Origin of the sequence: Haladaptatus sp. DYSN1 (genome assembly GCF_029489995.1) — an archaeon.
Lineage (GTDB): Archaea > Halobacteriota > Halobacteria > Halobacteriales > Halococcaceae > QDMS2.
On sequence record NZ_CP120470.1, the window covers coordinates 2,478,348 to 2,496,751 of the forward strand.

General features: G+C 63.1%; 20 protein-coding genes, 1 tRNA gene and 1 pseudogene. 9 read left to right on the plus strand and 13 right to left on the minus strand.

The window, feature by feature from the left end; all coding sequences use genetic code 11:
• The first annotated feature begins 88 nt into the window (after nt 1-88).
• Nucleotides 89-262, plus strand: coding sequence for a hypothetical protein (locus P0648_RS13390; protein ID WP_277504302.1), 174 nt, complete (start codon nt 89-91; stop codon nt 260-262).
• Here P0648_RS13390 and trpG read toward each other — a convergent pair.
• From trpG to trpD, 4 genes are read right to left on the minus strand one after another with little or no spacing between them, the layout of a single operon-like run.
• Nucleotides 259-828, minus strand: a complete 570-nt coding sequence (gene trpG / locus P0648_RS13395) for an anthranilate synthase component II (protein WP_276246765.1) — start codon at nt 826-828, stop codon at nt 259-261. The two genes, P0648_RS13390 and trpG, sit on opposite strands and share 4 nt — an antisense overlap.
• Nucleotides 825-2,378 carry an anthranilate synthase component I gene (gene trpE / locus P0648_RS13400; RefSeq protein WP_277504303.1) on the minus strand — a complete coding sequence of 518 codons (1,554 nt, stop codon included), beginning with the start codon at nt 2,376-2,378 and terminating at the stop codon, nt 825-827. The genes trpG and trpE overlap by 4 nt, the downstream gene beginning before the upstream one ends.
• Nucleotides 2,375-3,016 carry a phosphoribosylanthranilate isomerase gene (locus P0648_RS13405; protein ID WP_277504304.1) on the minus strand — a complete coding sequence of 214 codons (642 nt, stop codon included), beginning with the start codon at nt 3,014-3,016 and terminating at the stop codon, nt 2,375-2,377. Before P0648_RS13405 ends, trpE begins: the two co-directional genes overlap by 4 nt.
• On the minus strand, nt 3,013-4,023 hold the full coding sequence (gene trpD / locus P0648_RS13410; RefSeq protein ID WP_276246762.1) for an anthranilate phosphoribosyltransferase: 1,011 nt from the start codon (nt 4,021-4,023) through the stop codon (nt 3,013-3,015). Before trpD ends, P0648_RS13405 begins: the two co-directional genes overlap by 4 nt.
• Nucleotides 4,024-4,289: 266 nt before the next feature.
• On the opposite strand from trpD, the gene P0648_RS13415 reads away from it, so the two are divergent.
• A tRNA-Val gene (locus P0648_RS13415) sits at nt 4,290-4,364 on the plus strand.
• A 225-nt stretch (nt 4,365-4,589) separates the two neighbouring features.
• Here the strand turns inward: P0648_RS13415 and P0648_RS13420 are convergent.
• Nucleotides 4,590-4,823, minus strand: coding sequence for a hypothetical protein (locus P0648_RS13420; protein ID WP_277504305.1), 234 nt, complete (start codon nt 4,821-4,823; stop codon nt 4,590-4,592).
• Nucleotides 4,824-4,966: 143 nt separating this feature from the next.
• Between P0648_RS13420 and P0648_RS13425 the strand changes: the two genes are divergently transcribed.
• The gene (locus P0648_RS13425) at nt 4,967-5,401 is read left to right on the plus strand and encodes a VOC family protein (protein WP_276246760.1); all 435 of its coding nucleotides are present in this window, start codon (nt 4,967-4,969) and stop codon (nt 5,399-5,401) included.
• A gap of 55 nt (nt 5,402-5,456) precedes the next feature.
• On the opposite strand, the gene P0648_RS13430 is transcribed toward P0648_RS13425, so the two are convergent.
• From P0648_RS13430 to P0648_RS13440, 3 genes are all read right to left on the minus strand, one after another.
• Nucleotides 5,457-5,666 carry a dodecin family protein gene (locus tag P0648_RS13430; RefSeq protein WP_276246759.1) on the minus strand — a complete coding sequence of 70 codons (210 nt, stop codon included), beginning with the start codon at nt 5,664-5,666 and terminating at the stop codon, nt 5,457-5,459.
• 84 nt (nt 5,667-5,750) lie between these two features.
• Nucleotides 5,751-7,505 (minus strand): hypothetical protein, encoded by a 1,755-nt coding sequence (locus tag P0648_RS13435; protein WP_277504306.1) that lies wholly within the window; start codon nt 7,503-7,505, stop codon nt 5,751-5,753.
• Complete coding sequence (locus tag P0648_RS13440; RefSeq protein ID WP_277504307.1) at nt 7,498-8,259, minus strand: ABC transporter ATP-binding protein; 762 nt, start codon at nt 8,257-8,259, stop codon at nt 7,498-7,500. Before P0648_RS13440 ends, P0648_RS13435 begins: the two co-directional genes overlap by 8 nt.
• 107 nt (nt 8,260-8,366) lie before the next feature.
• Between P0648_RS13440 and P0648_RS13445 the strand changes: the two genes are divergently transcribed.
• Both P0648_RS13445 and crcB read left to right on the plus strand, forming a co-directional pair.
• Nucleotides 8,367-8,771, plus strand: a complete 405-nt coding sequence (locus tag P0648_RS13445; protein ID WP_277504308.1) for a CrcB family protein — start codon at nt 8,367-8,369, stop codon at nt 8,769-8,771.
• Nucleotides 8,768-9,118 (plus strand): fluoride efflux transporter CrcB, encoded by a 351-nt coding sequence (gene crcB, locus P0648_RS13450; RefSeq protein WP_277504309.1) that lies wholly within the window; start codon nt 8,768-8,770, stop codon nt 9,116-9,118. Before P0648_RS13445 ends, crcB begins: the two co-directional genes overlap by 4 nt.
• Here crcB and P0648_RS13455 read toward each other — a convergent pair.
• Nucleotides 9,110-9,424, minus strand: a complete 315-nt coding sequence (locus P0648_RS13455) for a lycopene cyclase domain-containing protein (RefSeq protein ID WP_276246755.1) — start codon at nt 9,422-9,424, stop codon at nt 9,110-9,112. The genes crcB and P0648_RS13455 overlap by 9 nt on opposite strands.
• A 97-nt stretch (nt 9,425-9,521) precedes the next feature.
• Here P0648_RS13455 and P0648_RS13460 point away from each other — a divergent pair, with 97 nt between their 5' ends.
• Nucleotides 9,522-10,664, plus strand: a complete 1,143-nt coding sequence (locus P0648_RS13460) for a CBS domain-containing protein (protein ID WP_276246754.1) — start codon at nt 9,522-9,524, stop codon at nt 10,662-10,664.
• A gap of 23 nt (nt 10,665-10,687) precedes the next feature.
• Here P0648_RS13460 and radB read toward each other — a convergent pair.
• Nucleotides 10,688-11,389 (minus strand): annotated as a pseudogene (gene radB, locus P0648_RS13465) (DNA repair and recombination protein RadB); the annotation flags it as partial.
• A gap of 68 nt (nt 11,390-11,457) precedes the next feature.
• On the opposite strand from radB, the gene P0648_RS13470 reads away from it, so the two are divergent.
• Nucleotides 11,458-12,201: a hypothetical protein gene (locus tag P0648_RS13470; protein ID WP_277504310.1), complete on the plus strand. Its 744-nt coding sequence runs from the start codon at nt 11,458-11,460 to the stop codon at nt 12,199-12,201.
• On the opposite strand, the gene larC is transcribed toward P0648_RS13470, so the two are convergent.
• Nucleotides 12,198-13,613, minus strand: a complete 1,416-nt coding sequence (gene larC, locus P0648_RS13475) for a nickel pincer cofactor biosynthesis protein LarC (RefSeq protein WP_277504311.1) — start codon at nt 13,611-13,613, stop codon at nt 12,198-12,200. The genes P0648_RS13470 and larC overlap by 4 nt on opposite strands.
• Nucleotides 13,614-13,796: 183 nt before the next feature.
• Between larC and P0648_RS13480 the strand changes: the two genes are divergently transcribed.
• On the plus strand, nt 13,797-16,019 hold the full coding sequence (locus P0648_RS13480; RefSeq protein ID WP_276246750.1) for a CDC48 family AAA ATPase: 2,223 nt from the start codon (nt 13,797-13,799) through the stop codon (nt 16,017-16,019).
• A gap of 277 nt (nt 16,020-16,296) precedes the next feature.
• Nucleotides 16,297-16,689 carry a putative quinol monooxygenase gene (locus tag P0648_RS13485; protein ID WP_276246749.1) on the plus strand — a complete coding sequence of 131 codons (393 nt, stop codon included), beginning with the start codon at nt 16,297-16,299 and terminating at the stop codon, nt 16,687-16,689.
• 153 nt (nt 16,690-16,842) lie between these two features.
• On the opposite strand, the gene phoU is transcribed toward P0648_RS13485, so the two are convergent.
• A complete protein-coding gene (gene phoU, locus P0648_RS13490) occupies nt 16,843-17,523 on the minus strand; it encodes a phosphate signaling complex protein PhoU (protein ID WP_276246748.1) in 681 nt (226 codons plus the stop codon).
• Between the two features lie 5 nt (nt 17,524-17,528).
• The gene (pstB, locus tag P0648_RS13495; protein WP_369685081.1) at nt 17,529-18,404 is read right to left on the minus strand and encodes a phosphate ABC transporter ATP-binding protein PstB; all 876 of its coding nucleotides are present in this window, start codon (nt 18,402-18,404) and stop codon (nt 17,529-17,531) included.

Consider the following 18,404-nt stretch of genomic DNA (forward strand, 5'->3'; position numbering starts at 1 on the left):
TCGGCAGAGTGAGGGGATGGTTCAGCAGAAACGATGGGGGGTTTTCAGCCCATACGATTATCCGTCGCCATCTCATACCGGTCGTATCATGATTCCACTCGCGCTCGAAGGCTTCACGTCGCCGCCGGCGCTGCTCATGACGCTCGTGTTACTGGCAGCGATGGTACTCGTGGGTCGGGTGCTCCTTCACATCGCCTGGAAACTTCTCCTGCTCGCCATCGGCGCGGTGGCGATACTCTGGGTGCTCGGCGTCTTCCTCTAAACGCCCGCGAGAAAGTTCTCGATGACGTCGTGACCCCGTTCGGTGAGCACGCTTTCCGGATGAAACTGCACACACTCGAGTGGATACTCGGTGTGCCTGACGCCCATCACGAGGTCGTCGTCCGACCGCGCAGCCACGGTAAAACAGTCTGGCACCGCAGTCGCGACGAGCGAGTGATAGCGCCCGGCGCGAAAGCCCTGCGGTAGCCCCGAAAAGACCCCCGCCCCGTCGTGCGAGATGGCCGAGGCTTTCCCGTGGACGGGAAATGGCGCACGACCGATCTCCCCGCCGTACTCGTAGACGGCGGCTTCGAGCCCCAGACAGACGCCGAGCGTCGGAATCTCGGGGCTCAGTTCCCGAAGCACCGCTCGCGTGACCCCCACGTCACGCTCGTTTTTCGGGTGCCCCGGCCCCGGACTGAGAATCAGGGCGTCCGGGTCTGCGGCCCGAATTTCGTCGAGAGAGACTGTATTCTTCACGACCGTCGTCTCCGCGTGCGTGCTCACGTACTCGACGAGGTTGTAGGTGAACGAGTCGAAGTTATCGACGAACAGCACCTCGGTCATGGCGTCACCTCAGGCAGTTCGAGCCGCTCGATGGCGGCGAGGACGCCGCCCATCTTCTTTTCTGTCTCCTCGTACTCGCTCGCCGGGTCCGAGTCGGCGACGATGCCAGCGCCAGCCTGAATCGTCACCCGGTCTGTCTCCCCGTGGTCGATGGTCGCCGTCCGAATGACGATGGCGAAGTCCGCGTCTCCCGTCCACGAGTAGTAGCCGACGCCGCCGCCGTAGAGGCCGCGCGGCCCGGCTTCGAGGTCGTGGATGAGTTCCATCGCCCGGACTTTGGGCGCACCGGAGAGCGTTCCCGCCGGGAAGGACGCCCGCGTCGCGTCGAAGGCGTCGTACTCGGGAGCCAACCGTCCCGTGACGGTGCTCTCGATGTGCTGGACGTGGGAATATTTGAGGACGTTCATGAACTCCTCGACCCGGACGGACCCGGGTTCTGCCACCCGGCGGACGTCGTTTCGCGCGAGGTCCACGAGCATCGTGTGCTCCGCCCGTTCCTTGTCGTCCGCGAGCATCTCGCCGGCTAGTCGGCGGTCCTCGCCGGGACTCCCACCGCGCCCGCACGTCCCCGCGATGGGGTTGCTCACGACGGTATCGCCGCTGACAGAGACGAGCGTCTCCGGACTCGCGCCGACGACGCTCAGGTCGCCCGCACGCAGGAGGTACATGTAGGGCGAAGGGTTGACCTCTCGAAGCGCGGCGTAGAGCGCCTTCGGGTCCACGTCGCCCGTGAGTTCGCGCTTTCGGGAGATGACGCCCTGATAGATGTCGCCGTCGAGGACGTGTTCTTTCGCCCGGTCGACGGCCGCCTCGTACTCGTCGCGTGGGTCTGCGTGTTCGTCTTCGCGGGTGAACCGACCAAGGGAGACGGCGTCCGCCGCTTGCAGGCGGGATTCGACGCGGGCCGCCTCCGCGACGAGGTCGTCGTAGAGGTCTCCAGCGTCGGTGTCCGGAGTGACGACCGGCGTGAACACCAGCGAAATCGACTCCTCTGCGTGGTCGAAGACGACCGTCTTCGTAGAGAGAACGAACTGTGCGTCCGGCAGTGGGCACGCGGGTCGTTCGACGCCCACTTCGTCCAGCCAGAGGTCGTACACCGCATCGTACGAGATGAACCCGACCAACCCGCCCTGAAGGTGCTGGCGGCCAGCGGCCTCGAAGCCGCGAAGCGGGAGGTCAGGGAGCGTTTCACGTAGTGTGTCGAGGACGTCTCCCTCACCCGGCGGCGAGAGCGAGGCAAGTGCGCCGTCGAACCCTTCTGTCGTAGCTTCGTTTGGCGAAATCGTCACGACACCGTCTGGGTCGTAGCCCACGAAGGAGTAGCGGGCGTGGCGGTCGTCGGTGTCTGGGGAAAACGCGCCGGCTGGGTCGCTCGAGGCGACCTTCTCTGCGCTTTCGAGGAGGAACGAGTAGTCGCCCTCTGCGAGTTCCGCGTGCGCAGCGAGCGGGTCGATGTTCGCGTCCAGTTCGACGGCGAGTCGCACAACCGCAGGGCGCTCCTCTGCTGCGAGCGCGACGAATGCATCGCGCGTGAGCGAACGGGTCGTCACCGAACCATCACCTGCCGGTGGGTGGCGCGGACAAAGGCGTGTAATTTCTCGTGGTCCTTGTGGCCCGGTCTCGTCTCGACGCCGCTCGCGACATCGACGGCGAACGGGCTGACCTGGTCGATGGCCGTCGCGACGTTCACGGGCGTGAGGCCACCTGCGAGGACGACCGGTGCGTCGATAGACGCGACGAGGCCAGCGGTCTGTGACCAGTCTGCGGTGGTTCCCGTACCGCCCGCGCCCTGCTCGTCGACGGAATCGACGAGGAGCGCGTCCGCGACGGCAGCGTACTTCGGTACGCGGGCGTCGTCCGCCTCTACGCGCTGGACGACGGTGACGTTCGTCCGGCGACTGATTTCGCCCACTTCGTCGGGAGTGAGTGTCGTGTGGAGTTGGACCGCGTCCGGTTCGACCCGGGCGACGAGGGAACAAACCCGGTCGACGGATTCCGGCATGGTGACGAGCACGCTGGTGACGAACGGCGGCGTCGCCTGGGCGAGCGTTGCTGCTTCGTGCGGGTCGACTTCGCGAGGTGTCTCGACTGGGACGTCACAGATGAAGCCGACGGCGTCCGCACCCGCCGTAACTGCGGCCTGCAGGTCGTCTTCTGTCGTGAGTCCGCAGATTTTCACCCGCGTCATGCCACCACAGTCTGGCGGAGTTTGTTCAGTTTTTCCAGCGCGGCACCGGAGTCGATGGCCTCGCGTGCGCGGTCGACGCCGGCTTCGAGCGACGTGGCCTCCCCGGAGATGTAGATTGCCGCGCCAGCGTTCGCGAGGATGATGTCACGTTTCGCGCCCGTAACCTCGCCTGCGACGATGCCCTCGAGGTCGCGGGCGTTGGCTTCGGGCGTGCTCCCGGCGACGGCTTCGATTGGGTGTGCCTCGAGGCCGAGGTCGGCGGGCGTGATGGTGTACTCCTCGATGTCCTCGCCCGTGACCTCCGCGACGACTGTCTCGTCGTGGATGGCGATTTCGTCGAGACCAGCGCCGTGGACGACGAGTGCGCGTTCGACGTCCATGTGCGAGAGAGCGCGGGCGATGACGGGTACGAGGTCGGGGTCGTAGACGCCGATGACCTGTGCGTCGGCCCCGGCAGGGTTGGTGAGCGGTCCGAGGACGTTGAAGATGGTCCGGATGCCGAGTTCGCGGCGTGGGCCGATGACGGCCTTCATCGCCGGGTGGAACACCTGCGCGAGCATGAAGCCGATGCCGTCGCGTTCGATGGCCGCCTCCACGTCCGCGGGGTCTGCCTTCACGTTCACGCCGAGCGTTTCGAGCACGTCCGCACTCCCCGACGACGAGGAGACGGAGTAGTTGCCGTGTTTCGCGATGGCGACGCCCGCGCCCGAGGCCACGACGGCACTCGTCGTGGAGACGTTGATGGTGTCGTAGTCGTCGCCGCCGGTCCCACAGGTGTCCACGAGCGGCTTGCCGTTTCGTGCCGGTTCGATGGTGAGTGCGGCCTCTCGCATGCCCTGTGCGAAGCCCGCGATCTCGTCCTCCGTCTCGCCCTTGGCCCGGAGCGCGGTGAGCAGCGCCCCCATCTGCGCCTCCGTCGCGCCGTCGAAGATGCGCGTCGCCGCTTCTCTGGCCTGTTCGATGGTCAAGTCCTCGCCCTCCGTCACACGCTCGATAAATTCCCTCATTGTATCACCAATGTACTTCTTTGTCTTACAATGTACAAATTCGTACATCAACTTAAGCGTGTCGCCGTGTCGTCGATGGCACTGGTGAGGCGTGTGCGCATCGCTGGCGAGAATTGTGTCTTCGAGGCGGGAGAATCGTGATTCGTCGTGGTTCGAGGAATGGTAGGAGAAAAACGCACTCCGGCGGCGGTGTATTCGCTCCCGATTCGAAACCTTCAATTACCCCGGCGGGTTACGAAGGAATGCAGTTGGAAGCACACCAGCAAGGGTTCGTGGTCTAGGCTGGTTATGACACCTCCTTGACATGGAGGAGATCGGCAGTTCAAATCTGCCCGAACCCACTCACTTATCTCAGCGCAAATCCGACGAGCGCAGCGAGTCGGCTGCGCTGAGTGACGTTTTGACGTGAGGGCAGTTTGAACCAGGGAGCGAGCAGAGCGAGCGACCGTGGTTCAACATCTGCTCGAACCTACTACTTTCTGATGGCACTCAACTCAGATTGAATTTGGGAGCACTAGCGACCGAGGTTCAAATCTACCAAGAAACAATCGAAGTTCCAGCCGTCTTCACTCCGCCTCGACTCGTCCCGGCAATCGTTGTCGGAACTTGGGGAGGAACACCGGGAGCAGAAGGATGCCGACCCCGACGAACACCAGGACTCCAATGTTGAAGGGAACGCCAACGGCCCCCAGCGCGAAGGTGATGGCAAGCGTGATGGCGAGCGTCACCCCGACGTACAGCCAGAATACGAGGACGACGGGCATGTAGCCGTGGGTAGGGGAGGGGACATCGTACAGCATACTTGAGGGGTTGACAGGAGAGAACAAGTGCTTTCGGGTGGCTCAGACGGGCAAAATCACCACCTCTGAAAATCACTTTCACTCCGCACTTGGCGCACGAATAACCCCACTTCCGTCGTACTCAATTTGCGGAGGAAGTCACCATGAGCAAGACCCAGATGAGCCCGATTTCGGGCCTGACCCACGCGTCGTTAATCGTCGAAGACCAGGATGCCGTTCTCGCGTTCTACACGGAGAAACTCGGCTTCGAACTGAAGGCTGACATCCCAATGGAGGAGGAGGGCGACCGGTGGGTGACCATCGCCGTACCGGGACAGGAGGGCGTCGAAATCGCACTACACGACATCTCGTGGTACGGCGGACGAGACGAGGAACAACTGCGTCCCCTCGTGGGAAACAACCCGATGCTCGTCTACGCGGTGGAGGACTGTCAAGCCGCCTACGAGGACCTGCGCGCTCGGGGCGTCGAGTTCGTTAGCGAGCCAAAAACGCAAGACTACGGCACCGAGGCCATCGCAAGAGACGTGGAGGGGAACACCCTGTTCCTCGTCGAGTCGAATCCCGACTACGGGATGTAAAAACTGGAGCCCGTACCCCCATTGCCAACTCCCCTTCGGACGTATTTTTTCGCGGTTACATTTCCTCGTGGACTGGGAAGGCGATTTCCACCGTCGCCTTGTACATCACGATTTCCCCGTTTTCTACGTCTGCCGTCCAATCTTCGACTTCGACGCCGTGGATGTCTTCGACCGACTTGGCGGCTACTTTGACGGCCTCCTTCGCGGCGGCTTCCCAGGATTCAGACGACGTGCCGAGCACTTTGATGATTTTTACAGCGGTCATTGCCCCTGCTAGTTCGACCGACCGAGCAATAAAATGTGTTACTGGGTTTTGATAAGTTGTACGTCATGTAGGCCGCCACAGTGGCTACGCGATGGTGTATCGGTTGAAACGGGTAACCGCGTTGCGGTACCCGACGAGTGCGAGCAAGCAGGCGAGCGCCATTGGGACGGCGTACCCGCCCCACCGAACCGCGGAGAGCGAGAGGTCGGTGATGTGGGGGCCGACGCCCGCGAACCAGTATGCCGGACCCGAGAGCACGGAAAGTCCCTGGTTCGCCAGAATGGAGAGAATCGCCCCGGGGATAAGCGAGAAGACGACTCGGGCGAGCATTCGCGCCGTCGCGGGAGCGAGTAGCGACGCCGCGGCCACCGCGCCGAGACCGGCCGTAGACAGCGAGTAGAGCGCCACAGCCGACAGGCTCGGGGGAACGATGTCGCGGCTGCGGCGGGTCGTTATCGCGCTGAACCGAGGAAACCGCATGCCGATAGCGGGTGCGAGCGCGACCGCACAGAGCGTGAGGAGCGCACTCAACGCGGTGAGTGCGCCGATTTGTCTCAGTGAGTAGGGGCTGACCAGCCCCGACACCGCAGGCAGGGCGAGCGCGAGTGGCAAACAGAGCAGGAGTCCAGGGGAGGCGAGGCCGCGGACGTAGTGACTGCCAGAGGGGATGGCGGTCAGCGTTCCCGGCAGCAGGGCGCCTTCATCGCCGAGTGGGTTCAGCGCGAACAGGCCGCCTGCGAGCCATGGAAGGAGGAGCGCGAGTGCCGGCGGCGCGACCAAGCGGAGCAGTTCCGGGTTCCTGACCACCGGGCCGAGGAAACTCGTGAGGAAAATCAGTGGGAAAAACAGGAACAAGAGCCGATGAGGGTCTCTGCGGGTTCGAACGAGCGCGAGCTGGGCCACGCGGCGGGTCGGCTGGCTCAGGATACCAGCCGGTATCGAGAGCGGGTGGGTCGCTTCGGCGAGCGAATCGGCGGTCGGAGCCGTCGCGCGAGCGGGTTCAGCAGGCGTTTCGTCCGGGTCTACCGGGTCGGTGAACCACAGTTCTGCGGTGATGCGTTCGACTAGCCAGCCACCGCCGACGACGAGACAACCGACGGTGAGCAGGCCACCGACTACTCGGAGGGGTGAACTCGCGATGGGCGAGCCGAGCGTCACGACGTCGATGAACCAGCCGAAGGGCGTCCACGCGAGGAGTGCTACCGACGGACCCTGTGGAATCTGAAAGACGAAATAGCCACCCATGGCGAGGAGGGCCGCGACCGACCCGAGGACGGTCTTGTGGCGGGCGACGAAGCGGGATTTGGCGACGAGCAACGCGCCGCCGAATCCGAGGACGGCCCCGACGATGACGGCGGTGAGCACCCAGACCAGCACCGCGACGGGGAGTGAGACGAGGAGCAGGGGGGCACGAAGCCCGTAGACGACCGCCCCGGAGAGGAGCAGCGACGGGAGCGTGAGGTAGGTGGCCGCCCGGAAGAACTCGGCGATGACGAGGCCGGTGGCGATCGCGCGAGTCGAGACGGTCGCACGCATGAGTTCGTCTGCGTCGATGCGCGGGCGCTGAGAGCTGATTCGCTGGGTGAACAAGAACACGGCGAAGAACCAGAACAGCGACAGCGTCCCGTAGACTGTCGCGGGGAGTTCGATGGGCGTCGAAACGTCCCGAAGGACGACCGCGAAGAAGAACACACCTGCGGACATGAACAGGGTCATCGCGACCAGTCCGAAGCCGATGAGCGCGAAGCGCGCCCGGTCTGCGCGAAGCGCCCGGACGGTCCGGCGAAATTCGGTGCGTCCGATGGAGCCGCCCTGCCTGAGCCAGTCCGCCTCAGGCATCGGTCGCTCCGTCTTCGGGCCGCAGTTCGTCCGTCACTTCGAGGAACGCCTCCTCGAGGGTGCGCTCCTCGCCGGTTTCGGCCCGGCGCGTGAGCGTCTCGGGTGCCCCCTCAGCGACGAGTTTCCCGTCGGCGAGGACGCCGATGGTATCCGCGAGTTCCTCGACGACGGGGAGAATGTGCGTAGAGAGGAAGATGGTCGTCCCTTCGTCTGCGTACGCGGTGATTAGCTCGCGCAGCGTCCGCGCCGCGCGGGGGTCGAGGCCACTCGTCGGTTCGTCGAGCAGGAGGACGGGCGGGTCGTGGAGGACGGCCTGAACGAAGGCGAGTTTCTGGCGCATCCCTTTCGAGTACTCGCCGATGGGTTCTCCGGCGTCGGCAGCGAGGTCGAGTCGTGAAAGGAGGTCGTCGGCGCGTGCTCGCGCCGTTTCCGGGTCTAAATCCCTGAGACCGGCGATGTAGTCGAGTTGCTCGAATCCGGTCAACTCGTCGTAAAGGGGCGGTTCTTCGGGGAGGTAGCCGAACTGCGACCGAATCGCAGCGCGGTTGTTCGCCTCGATGCCGTTGATGCGGACCGTGCCGCTCGTCGGGCGCGTGAGGCCCGTGAGCATCCGCATTGTGGTCGTTTTTCCTGCGCCGTTCGGGCCGAGAAAGCCGTACACGGTGCCGGCGGGAATCGAGAGGGAGAGGGCGTCGACGGCCGTTGTCTGCCCGTATCGCTTCGTGAGGGCAGCTGCATCGATGGTGGAGGACATCGTTTCAGTGCAAACTACCAACTCGTGGTTAGCTATTTGACAGTATTGGTCTCGCCCGTGACTTCACCACAATCTTATACTGGCCTCACCCACCCTCGAATAGTCGCATGAGTAGAGACCACCCCCTCGCGACCGCAGAAGCACTCACGCTCATCGCGGTGGGGGGCTTTGCGGGTGCGAACCTTCGCTACGCCACGAGTACGGTGCTCCCGGGGATTCCGGGCACGCTGGTCGTGAACGTCGTCGGCAGTCTGCTGCTCGGCTTTTTCGTCTACGAACAGCGATTTCTCGGCGTCGTCTCCCGACCACTTCGCCTCGCCATGACGACCGGATTTCTCTCCTCGCTCACGACCTACTCCACGTTCGCCGTCGAGACGGCGCTCTCGCCGGAACTCGCGCTGGTGAACGTCGTCGCGAACTACGCACTCGGCTTCGCCGCCGTGTTCGTCGGACGGTTCCTCGCACAATCCTTCCCCGGTGCCACCCCGGGGAATCGAGAGGTGGAGTCGTGAATCCCGCGTACCTCGTCGGTCTCGGCGGAGCACTCGGCGCGATGGCCCGCTACCTCGTCGCGGGGCGAGTCCCCGAGGGACGACTGCCCTATGGCACCCTCACCGTCAACGTCGTCGGGAGTTTCGTCCTCGGGACGCTCACCTTCGTCGGTGTGGGCGACGACGTCATGCTCCTCGTCGGGACAGGGGCCTGTGGCGCGTTCACGACGTTCTCGTCGTTCTCGGTCGAGACGAGTCTGCTCTGGGAGCGTGGCGAACACGGACTCGCGGCCCTGAACGCGGCGGGGAATCTCGCGGCCTGCTTGCTGGCGGTCGGTACGGGCTGGCTCGTCGCCGCCCTACTCTGAGTCGTCGAGCCGCTTTTTCAGTGACTCGTGCGTGCCGATGACCATCGCTGGCACGACGAGCATGAAGATGTGTTCCTCGATGGGAATTCCTAGCAAATCGACCCCCGTTCGGAGCGGAATCGCGAAGACGCCGACGGTGAGCGTGTACCAGTCCCAGACGTACGCGAAGGGGTAGAGAACCGCGACGGTTCTGGCCGCCGCTCGCCAGGCGTTCGAGTACCAGAGAAGAACAAGCGCCACCGACCCCCAGAGGAGTTCTGTGACGAGATACGTGTACGGGCCGAACACCCCAATGTCCGGTATCACTCGGTGTGATAGGGACTCGCACGATATAGGTCTTGTCGCCGGGTTGGCCCTAGATTTCATTAGGCCTGCGCACCTTTGACAATCTGGGGATGAATTGATGGACATTGCTGATATTGCCACTAACGATTTTGTCGAAGTCGATGTCGACCAGCGACTGGGTAAAGTGCGGTCAATTTTCGAACGGGAGAACCCGAAGGGTATCATCGTCACGAACGACGGCGAGTACGCCGGCCTCGTGACCCAGCGCGAACTGCTCCAGTCACACGTCGAAGACTCGACGAAAGTGGCCGCGTTGATGAAGTCCGCCCCGAAGGTCGAACGAACCACCAACATCCGCGAAGTCGCCCGGATGCTGGTCGAAGGCGGGACGAAAGTCGCCCCCGTCTTCGAAGCCGATGCGCTCTGGGGAATCGTCACCGCAGACGCCATTCTGGAAGCCGTCCTGGAGAACTTAGACGTCCTCACCGTCGACCAGATCTATACCGATAACGTCGTCTCCGTCCACGAGACAGACCGGGTCGGGCAGGCCATCAACCTCCTGCGCGAACACGGCGTCTCCCGCCTCCCCGTGGTCAACGACGACGGCCACTTGACCGGGATGGTCACGACCCACGACATCGTCGATTTCGTCGTTCGCGACATGAACAAAGCGACGACGGGCGAGCGCTCCGGCGACATCGAGCGAATGCTCGACCTGCCCGTTTACGACATCATGAGCAGTCCCGTGCGCACGATTACGCTCGGCGCGTCTGTGCGTGACGCCGTCTCCGGGATGCTCGAAAACGACTACGCAGGCCTCGTCGTCACGCCCGAGGAGAACGACAATCTCATCGCCGGCGTGCTGACCAAGACCGACGTCCTGCGTGCACTGAGTTACACGGAGGAAGAACACCTCGACGTCCAGATTACCAACGTCAACCTGCTCGAAACGCTCAGCCGCGACGAGATTCGCGAGAGCATCGAAGCCGTCGTGGACAAGTACCAGCGGATGACGGTCCAGCACGCCCACGTTCGGTTCCACGAACACAAGGAGAAACTCCGCGGCACCCCGCTCATCCAGTGTCAGATTCGCATTCGGTCTGACCGCGGCCAGGTAGCCGGCTCCGGCGAAGGCTACGGCGCAGAGAACGCCTTCTACGTCGCACTCGATAAACTCGAACGCAACGTCATCGAGATGAAAGACATGCGTTCAGACGAGATTTACAAGGGGCAGTTGCTTCGTAAACTCGGCGAATTATAGAGAACACCCCGCAGTCTCGTTTTTTAGATGTCGTCCACGCCGACGAGCCCCTGCTGTGTAATCTGGAATCGCGCCGACTCACCGGTCGCTTTCGCCCGGTGTTTCTCGATGGTCGCCCGGCGATTGCCGCCGCGGAACCGGTCGAGGCGGAGGACCGTCCCCGTCCAGTGGGCGAGGGTGTGTCCGCCGAGGGGTCGCGCTGAATCTCCCTCAGGGTCGGTGAATACCTGATTGGTGATGACCACGGCGAGGTCGTGTTTCCGGGCCAGTGACAGCAAGTGCGTCATCTGTCTGGCGACCTTCCTGAGGGCCTCGCCTTCCTCCTCGGTCGTCCGTTCGAGGCGGTAGAAACCGGTCGCGCTGTCGAGGACGATGAGGTCCGCGCGGGCGGCGAGCTCAGTCGCATCCCGGACCGCAGCCTCCTGTTCTGCGAAGTCGTGGGCCTCGGAGATGACGATGTTGGCGGCGAGTTCGGAGACATCTTCACCCCGGCCCTCCGAGAGTTGCTGAAATCGGTCGATGGAGAGCCCTTCCGTATCGATGTAGAGGACGGTCCGACCGGCGGCAGCGGTTTCGACGGCCGCGGCGAGCGCCAGATTGGTCTTTCCGGACGCTGGCGGGCCGTAAATCTGGGTCACGGTGCCGCGCTCGAAGCCGCCGCCGAGCAACGAATCGAGTGGAGCACAACCAGTCGGAACGGGCTCGTTAGACACAGGTTTCCTTTTGCCGTCTTCAGCAAAAAGGGTCCGGTCTGCCGAAGGATTTAGTCACTTGGGGCGCAGATAGTAGGGGAGTGATAGTCGTCGCTACTGCGGATTTCGAAGTGTATCACGAGGCGGTTGCGGAACTGCGCGAGCGCGGGGTGCAGTTCACCACCATCGAACCCGACGACGACCTGCCAGCAGGGACGAAGGTCGTCATCACAGGCGAAAACGACGAGGTGGCGACCGACGTGAGCGTCGTCAGAACGACGGGAGACGAGTGCCGACAGGCCGTCGAGGAGGCGCTTGCACTCATGCGAAGCGGCGGCGGCCGCACCATCGTCGGCATCGACCCCGGCGAACGCCCCGGCATCGCGGTGTTGAACGGTGAGATGGTCATCGCCACGTTCCACGTCCCACTGGCGCAGGCCGCAGCAATCATCCTGAAAGAAATCGAGGGTGCGGTCGACCCGCTCGTCAGAATCGGCGATGGCGCGCGATTACAGGGGGCAAAACTCATCGACGACCTGGACGGCATTCCCATCGAACTCGTAGACGAGACTGGTACGACTCCCTACCTCGGGACGGGTGCGCGAGGGATGGGCGACGTCATCGCCGCCATCAACATCGCCCACCTCTCGGGCGAACGCGTGACCGAGCGCACCATCGAACCGACCGCCGGGGAGTTACAGGTCATCAAAAACCGCTCGCGCGAGCAATCCGATGAGAACCGAACCATCGGGGAAGCACTCGCCCGCCGAGTCGCGACGGGCGAACTCACGCTCGAAGAGGCACTCGTCGAACACAAAGCAGAAATCGACCGACGCGAGAATTAGGCGTCGTCGACGGCGTTCTCCGCCCGGCGCATGATTTCGCGGATTGGCAGGCCCGTCGCCTCCGCCACCGCCGCAGCGTCCTCGTACTCCGCGCTCACGTCATAGCGGACGTCGTCGGTGTCGGTCGCCAGCTTGACCGATACGTCGTACGTTTCGCCATCGATGTCGAGGGTGACCGTCTCGAAGTGTCGCTTGGCCGTCCAGCGATGGCGAACGACCATCTCGCGAACGCCGAGCGTGCCCGTCTCTTCTGCGAGTTTCCTCGCGACGCGGTCTGCGTCCTCCGCGCGGACGACGACCTTCACGAGGTGGCCGGGGCGTGCTTTCTTCATCGTCATCGGGATGATGCTCACGTCGAGCGCGCCGCGTTCGGAGAGTGCGTCCTGGAGGCCGCCGAGAATCTCGGGAGAAACGTCGTCCACGTTCGTTTCGAGAACGGTGATGGACTCCTGGACGAGGCCGCCGCGGGCCGCGCCGACCATCGCCCGCAGGACGTTCGGACGGTCTGGGAACGACCAACTGCCAGCGCCGTAGCCGGACTGTTCGAGTTTCAGCGCGGGCAGGGAGTCGACACCCGTCGCGAAGTGGGCGAGAATCGCCGCGCCCGTAGGCGTGAGCAGTTCGGCCTCGACAGGACCGCCCTGCAGTTCCCAGTCGGCCTGCGCCGCAATTTCGACGACCGCAGGGGTCGGAATCGGATACCGCCCGTGGGCCATGTCCGCCTCGCCGCCGCCGACCGAAAGCGGCGTCGTCACGACTTGCTCGGGGGCGATGTCGGCGAAGAGGAGACACGCGCCCACCACGTCAGCGATGGCGTCGTCGGCACCGACCTCATGGAAATGCGTATCGTCCAAGTCGGTGTCGTGGACCGTCGCCTCGGCCTCACCGAGGATTTTGAAGACCGCTTTCGCGTCCTGCTCGACGGCCGTCGGGAGTTCCATCCGCTCGACGATTTCGATTACTTCGGCGTAGGTGCGGTGGGGGCCGGCACCTTCGGCGTGTGTGTGCCCGTGGCTGTGGTCGTGAGCGTGGTCATGTGAATGGGTATGACCGTGTTCGTGGCCGTGGTCATGGTCATGGTCATGTTCGTGGTCGTGTGCGTGGCCATGCTCGTGGGAATGGTCGTGTCCGTCCTCGTGGCTATGCTCGTGCTCCGTCTCGTCGTCCTCGTCGTAGTCGTAGCCCTCCGCATCCTCGTGGGTGCGGCGGGCAGCCTCCGGCTGGTCGGTGAGGAGGACGTCCACCTTCGTCGCCGAGATGCCGTTTTTGTCCACGGTTCGAACGTCGTAGCGGATGTCGAGCGCGGCTTCGACCGGCGCGAGGGCGTCGGGAGACGCACCCGCCGCCAGCAGCGCGCCGAGGAGCATGTCCCCGCTCGCTCCCATTCGGCCGTCGAACGCAACTGTTCGCATACGCGAGGGGACGCGGCCCGGTGAGAAAAGCACCCGGTATCGACGTGGCGTCAGACGCGTGTCAGCCGCTGGCAGGGACCCTGCGCAGGCAGGCGAAAACGTGATACCCCGTGAGTGCTGGGAGCAAAAAGCATATCGCCGTCGAAAACAGAGTATACTCATCTCCCCGAACGTGAAACTAGCATGAATGAAGTTCAACTAGAGGTCGCGAAAGCGTACCCAAATGACTCGGGCCGGGGCATCGCCCGCCTCGACCCGGATACGCTGTTACATTTGAAGCTCAGCCCGGGCGATATCATCCAAATCGAGGGCGGCGATGTGACGGCGGCGAAGGTGTGGCGGGCGGACCGGCAGGACTGGAACACTGATACGGTCCGTATCGACGGGTTCACCCGACAGAACGCAGACGTCGGCATCGGCGAGCGGGTCACCATCCGCAAAGCCGAGGCGAAGAAGGCAGAGAAACTGGTCCTCGCCCCACCAGAGGATGCGAGCGTCCAGTTCGGCTCCGACGCGGCCGGCATGGTCAAGCGCCAGATTCTGAAGCGCCCGGTGGTCGAGCGCGACATCGTCCCCGTAATGTCGAGCACGAACCACCCGTTCATGCGCTCTCCCGGCCAGGCCATCCCGCTCATCGCCGTCGAGACGGACCCAGAAGGCGTCGTCCTCATCACCGAGGACACGGAGGTCGAACTCCGCGAGGAGCCAATCAGCGGCTTCGAGAAGACCGGCGGTGGCATCACCTACGAGGACATCGGTGGCCTCCAACAGGAGATTCAGCGCGTCCGCGAGATGGTCGAACTGCCGATGAAGCATCCCCAGATATTCAAGAAACTGGGCATCGAGCCACCGCAAGGTGTGCTCCTGCACGGCCCGCCGGGGACGGGCAAGACGCTGCTCGCCAAAGCCGTCGCCAACGAAACCAGCGCGAGTTTCTTCTCCATCGCTGGTCCTGAGATTATCTCCAAGTACTACGGCGAATCCGAACAGCAACTGCGCGAAATCTTCGAAGACGCCGCAGAGGAGTCGCCATCTATCATCTTCATCGACGAACTCGACTCCATCGCGCCAAAGCGCGAGGACGTGACCGGGGAAGTCGAACGCCGCGTCGTCGCCCAGTTGCTCACGATGATGGACGGCTTAGAAGCCCGGGGCAACGTCATCGTCATCGCGGCGACCAACCGCGTCGATTCCGTGGACCCCGCCCTCCGCAGACCAGGCCGCTTCGACCGCGAAATCGAAATCGGCGTTCCCGACGAGGAAGGCCGCAAGGAAATCCTACAGGTCCACACTCGCGGGATGCCCCTCGCAGACGACGTGAGTCTCGACGGACTCGCAGAGGAGACCCACGGCTTCGTCGGTGCCGACATCGAGTCGCTCACGAAGGAAGCCGCGATGAAGGCCCTCCGGCGGTACCTGCCTGAAATCGACTTAGACGAAGAGGACATTCCGCCGTCGCTCATCGACCGCATGATTATCAAGTGGTCCGACTTCCGGGGCGCGCTCACGGAAGTGGACCCCTCGGCGATGCGCGAGGTGCTCGTCGAACTCCCGAAGATTACCTGGGACGACGTCGGCGGCCTCGCAGAGGCCAAACAGAACGTCAAGGAGTCCGTCGAGTGGCCGATGAACTCACCCGAGAAGTTCACCCGCATGGGCATCGACCCACCAGCCGGTGTGCTGCTCTACGGCCCACCCGGCACGGGCAAGACGCTCATCGCGAAAGCCGTCGCAAACGAGACGAACGCGAACTTCATCTCGGTGCGCGGCCCGCAGCTGCTCTCTAAGTGGGTCGGCGAATCTGAGAAGGCCATCCGTCAGACCTTCCGCAAGGCGCGGCAGGTCGCCCCGACGGTCATCTTCTTCGACGAACTCGACAGCCTCGCGCCAAGCCGTGGCCGCGACGTGGGCTCGAACGTCTCAGAGCGCGTCGTCAACCAGCTCCTGACGGAACTGGACGGCCTCGAAGACCGTGGCAACGTCATGGTCATCGCCGCGACCAATCGCCCGGACATGATCGACCCCGCGCTCATCCGCTCGGGTCGCTTCGACCGCCTCGTCCTCATCGGCGAGCCAAGCGAAGAAGGCCGCGAGGAAATCTTAGAAATCCACACGAAGAACATGCCGCTCGCCGCGGACGTGAGCCTCAAAGAAATCGCCGAGATTACCGAGGGCTACGTCGGCTCCGACCTCGAATCCATCGCGCGTGAAGCCGCCATCCAGGCGCTGCGCGAGGACGACGACGCGGACGTCGTGGAGATGCGCCACTTCCGCAAGGCCATGGAGAACGTCCGCCCGACCATCAACGACGACATGATGGAGTACTTCGAGCGCATGAAAGACGAGTTCAAGGGCGGTGCGACGGAGCCGACTGCGGGTCGGCACTCCAGAATCGGCTTCCAATAGCAACTTTTTCTTCGTCGGGGTCGCTTCGCGACCCGCTCCTCGAAAAACTTGTTCTGCGAATCGGAGATTCGCGGAAGCAGCGAGACGGTGCGCGTCTCGCCCGCCATGAAAAAGGCCGCTCGCTTCGCTCGCGGTAGAACTGCTTGCCAGTGATTTTGTTCGGACTCTATGTTGAGAGATGAGACGACAATCCGCCACGAACACAAGTTGAATGCGCGGTTAAGCGTCTCGAAGGCGTAGTCCTACGTGGCGTTCAGGAGAACGCGAGGGGATAGAGATGGCAAACCCAATCGTATTTAGAAGCACGCATCGCATCAAGGACGGCAAAGCCGCCGAGTACAAGGAACTCATTCAGTCGGTGACGAAGCAGTTAGAACAGGACAAGCCCGGGACCGTCGTGCACCTCTCGTACTTCAACGAAGACGAGACGGAGGTGACCACGATTCACGTGTTCCCGGACGCGGCCGCGATGGACGCCCACATGGGCGGCGTCGATGACCGCGTAAAGAAGGCCGCAGAACTCCTCGAATTCAAGCTGTACGAAGTATTCGGTGAACCAAACGAGGAGGCACTCGCCGTATTAGAAGGGACGCCTGGGACTACGCTTACCCACATTCCGGACTTCGCGGGTGGATACCTCCGACCCGGAGCGACGCAACCGGCAGCGTGACTGACCACGTCTCAGTTTTATTCGAAAATGCGGTTCTGCGGTCGCGGTCCAGTTAGTCTACCGGTCACGAGCGAAGCGAGTGACCGGCCTTTTTCAGGCGTGTTTTTGCGCTGAGCGGTTCGCGCAGCGAACCCTAAGCGGAAAAAGATGCGGTCAGTAGATCAGGGTGTCGTCGTTCTCGACCATGTAGAGCGTCCGGGCCGAGATGTTGACTGCGTGGTCGCCGACGCGTTCTAAGTCGCGGATGGTGAGGAGGAGTCGGGAAACGTCCTGCATGAGTTTCTCGACTTCTTTCTCGCTGGTTGCGTCGTCGACTTCGGTCTCGATGAGGTCGCGGACGACGAGGCTGGAGGCGCGCTCACAGAGTGCGTCGAGTTCGTCGTCGCGTTCGGAGATTTCGAAGGTTGCGTCGGCGTCGTTGTCGGCGTAGGCGTCCATGGCGTCTTCGACCATTTCCATGGTGAAGGAGCCGATTTCCTGGATGTCGACTTCGGGGAACATGTCCCGGGAAGCAGAGAGGGTGTACTGGCCGAGGTTGGTCGCGAGGTCCGCGATGCGCTCTAAGTCGGTGATGATTTTGAACGAAGAGGCGATAAAGCGCAGGTCGGAGGCGACTGGCTGCTGGAGGGCGATGAGGTCGATGCAGTCCTGTTCTAAGTCAAGATAGAGCTGGTTGACCTCGTCGTCGCCGTCGATGACTTCCTGGGCGAGTTCGCGGTCTTTCTGTTCTAAGGCGTCTAAGCCCATGCGGAGCCGTTCGAGGACGACCTCGCTCATGTAGAGAACGTCCTCTCGGAGCGTCCCCATCTGCTCTTGGAACGTTTGTCGTGCCATGGTTTTTATCCGAACTTGCCAGTAATGTAATCTTCGACCCGCTGGCTCTCGGGGTTCTCGAAGATTTTGTTCGTGTCGTCGAACTCGACGAGTTCCCCGCCGGTCAGGAACACCGCCGTCTTGTCAGAGATGCGCGCTGCCTGCTGCATGTTGTGGGTGACGATGATGACGGTGTACTGCTCGGAGAGTTCCTCGATGAGGTCCTCGATTTGCGAGGTTGCGACGGGGTCGAGCGCACTCGCCGGTTCGTCCATCAGGATGACTTCCGGGTCCACGGCGATAGCGCGGGCGATACAGAGGCGCTGTTGTTGGCCACCCGAGAGTTCGAGCCCGGATTCGTCGAGGCGGTCTTTGACCTCGTCCCAGAGGGCCGCGGCTTTGAGGGCGTTTTCGACCTTCTCGTCCATGTTGTCGGTCTTGCCCTGAATCTTCAGCCCGTAGGCGACGTTGTCGTAGATGCTCTTCGGGAACGGGTTCGGGTGCTGGAACACCATGCCGACGCGGCGACGGAGCGCCACGGGGTCCACGTCGTCGTCGTAGACGTTCTTGCCCTCGAGCAGGAGTTCGCCCTCGACGCGCGCGGCGTCGATGAGGTCGTTCATGCGGTTGATACAGCGCAGGAAGGTGGACTTCCCACAGCCCGAGGGGCCGATGAGCGCCGTGACCTGCTTTTCGGGGATGGCGAGGTCGATGTTCTGTAGTGCCTGGTCGTCGTGGTAAAACACGTTGATGTCGCGTGCTTCGACGACTGCGCGACCCGTACTCAACGAGGAGGCGTCGCCCGAGAGACCGGCAGTGACGTCTGTTTCGAGCAACATCTCGTCGTTGGTTGGGTCGTCTGTCTCTACCTCTTCGTTCGAAGTCATATTCTCTTGTGACAT

What these genes read in the sequence shown, in the direction of transcription:
- P0648_RS13390 (WP_277504302.1), top strand. Translation starts at nt 89, where the DNA reads ATGATTCCACTCGCGCTCGAAGGCTTCACGTCGCCGCCGGCGCTGCTC.
- trpG (WP_276246765.1), bottom strand. Translation starts at nt 828, where the DNA reads ATGACCGAGGTGCTGTTCGTCGATAACTTCGACTCGTTCACCTACAAC.
- P0648_RS13405 (WP_277504304.1), bottom strand. Translation starts at nt 3,016, where the DNA reads ATGACGCGGGTGAAAATCTGCGGACTCACGACAGAAGACGACCTGCAG.
- trpD (WP_276246762.1), bottom strand. Translation starts at nt 4,023, where the DNA reads ATGAGGGAATTTATCGAGCGTGTGACGGAGGGCGAGGACTTGACCATC.
- P0648_RS13420 (WP_277504305.1), bottom strand. Translation starts at nt 4,823, where the DNA reads ATGCTGTACGATGTCCCCTCCCCTACCCACGGCTACATGCCCGTCGTC.
- P0648_RS13425 (WP_276246760.1), top strand. Translation starts at nt 4,967, where the DNA reads ATGAGCAAGACCCAGATGAGCCCGATTTCGGGCCTGACCCACGCGTCG.
- P0648_RS13430 (WP_276246759.1), bottom strand. Translation starts at nt 5,666, where the DNA reads ATGACCGCTGTAAAAATCATCAAAGTGCTCGGCACGTCGTCTGAATCC.
- P0648_RS13435 (WP_277504306.1), bottom strand. Translation starts at nt 7,505, where the DNA reads ATGCCTGAGGCGGACTGGCTCAGGCAGGGCGGCTCCATCGGACGCACC.
- P0648_RS13440 (WP_277504307.1), bottom strand. Translation starts at nt 8,259, where the DNA reads ATGTCCTCCACCATCGATGCAGCTGCCCTCACGAAGCGATACGGGCAG.
- P0648_RS13445 (WP_277504308.1), top strand. Translation starts at nt 8,367, where the DNA reads ATGAGTAGAGACCACCCCCTCGCGACCGCAGAAGCACTCACGCTCATC.
- P0648_RS13460 (WP_276246754.1), top strand. Translation starts at nt 9,522, where the DNA reads ATGGACATTGCTGATATTGCCACTAACGATTTTGTCGAAGTCGATGTC.
- larC (WP_277504311.1), bottom strand. Translation starts at nt 13,613, where the DNA reads ATGCGAACAGTTGCGTTCGACGGCCGAATGGGAGCGAGCGGGGACATG.
- P0648_RS13480 (WP_276246750.1), top strand. Translation starts at nt 13,797, where the DNA reads ATGAATGAAGTTCAACTAGAGGTCGCGAAAGCGTACCCAAATGACTCG.
- P0648_RS13485 (WP_276246749.1), top strand. Translation starts at nt 16,297, where the DNA reads ATGGCAAACCCAATCGTATTTAGAAGCACGCATCGCATCAAGGACGGC.
- phoU (WP_276246748.1), bottom strand. Translation starts at nt 17,523, where the DNA reads ATGGCACGACAAACGTTCCAAGAGCAGATGGGGACGCTCCGAGAGGAC.
- pstB (WP_369685081.1), bottom strand. Translation starts at nt 18,404, where the DNA reads ATGTCACAAGAGAATATGACTTCGAACGAAGAGGTAGAGACAGACGAC.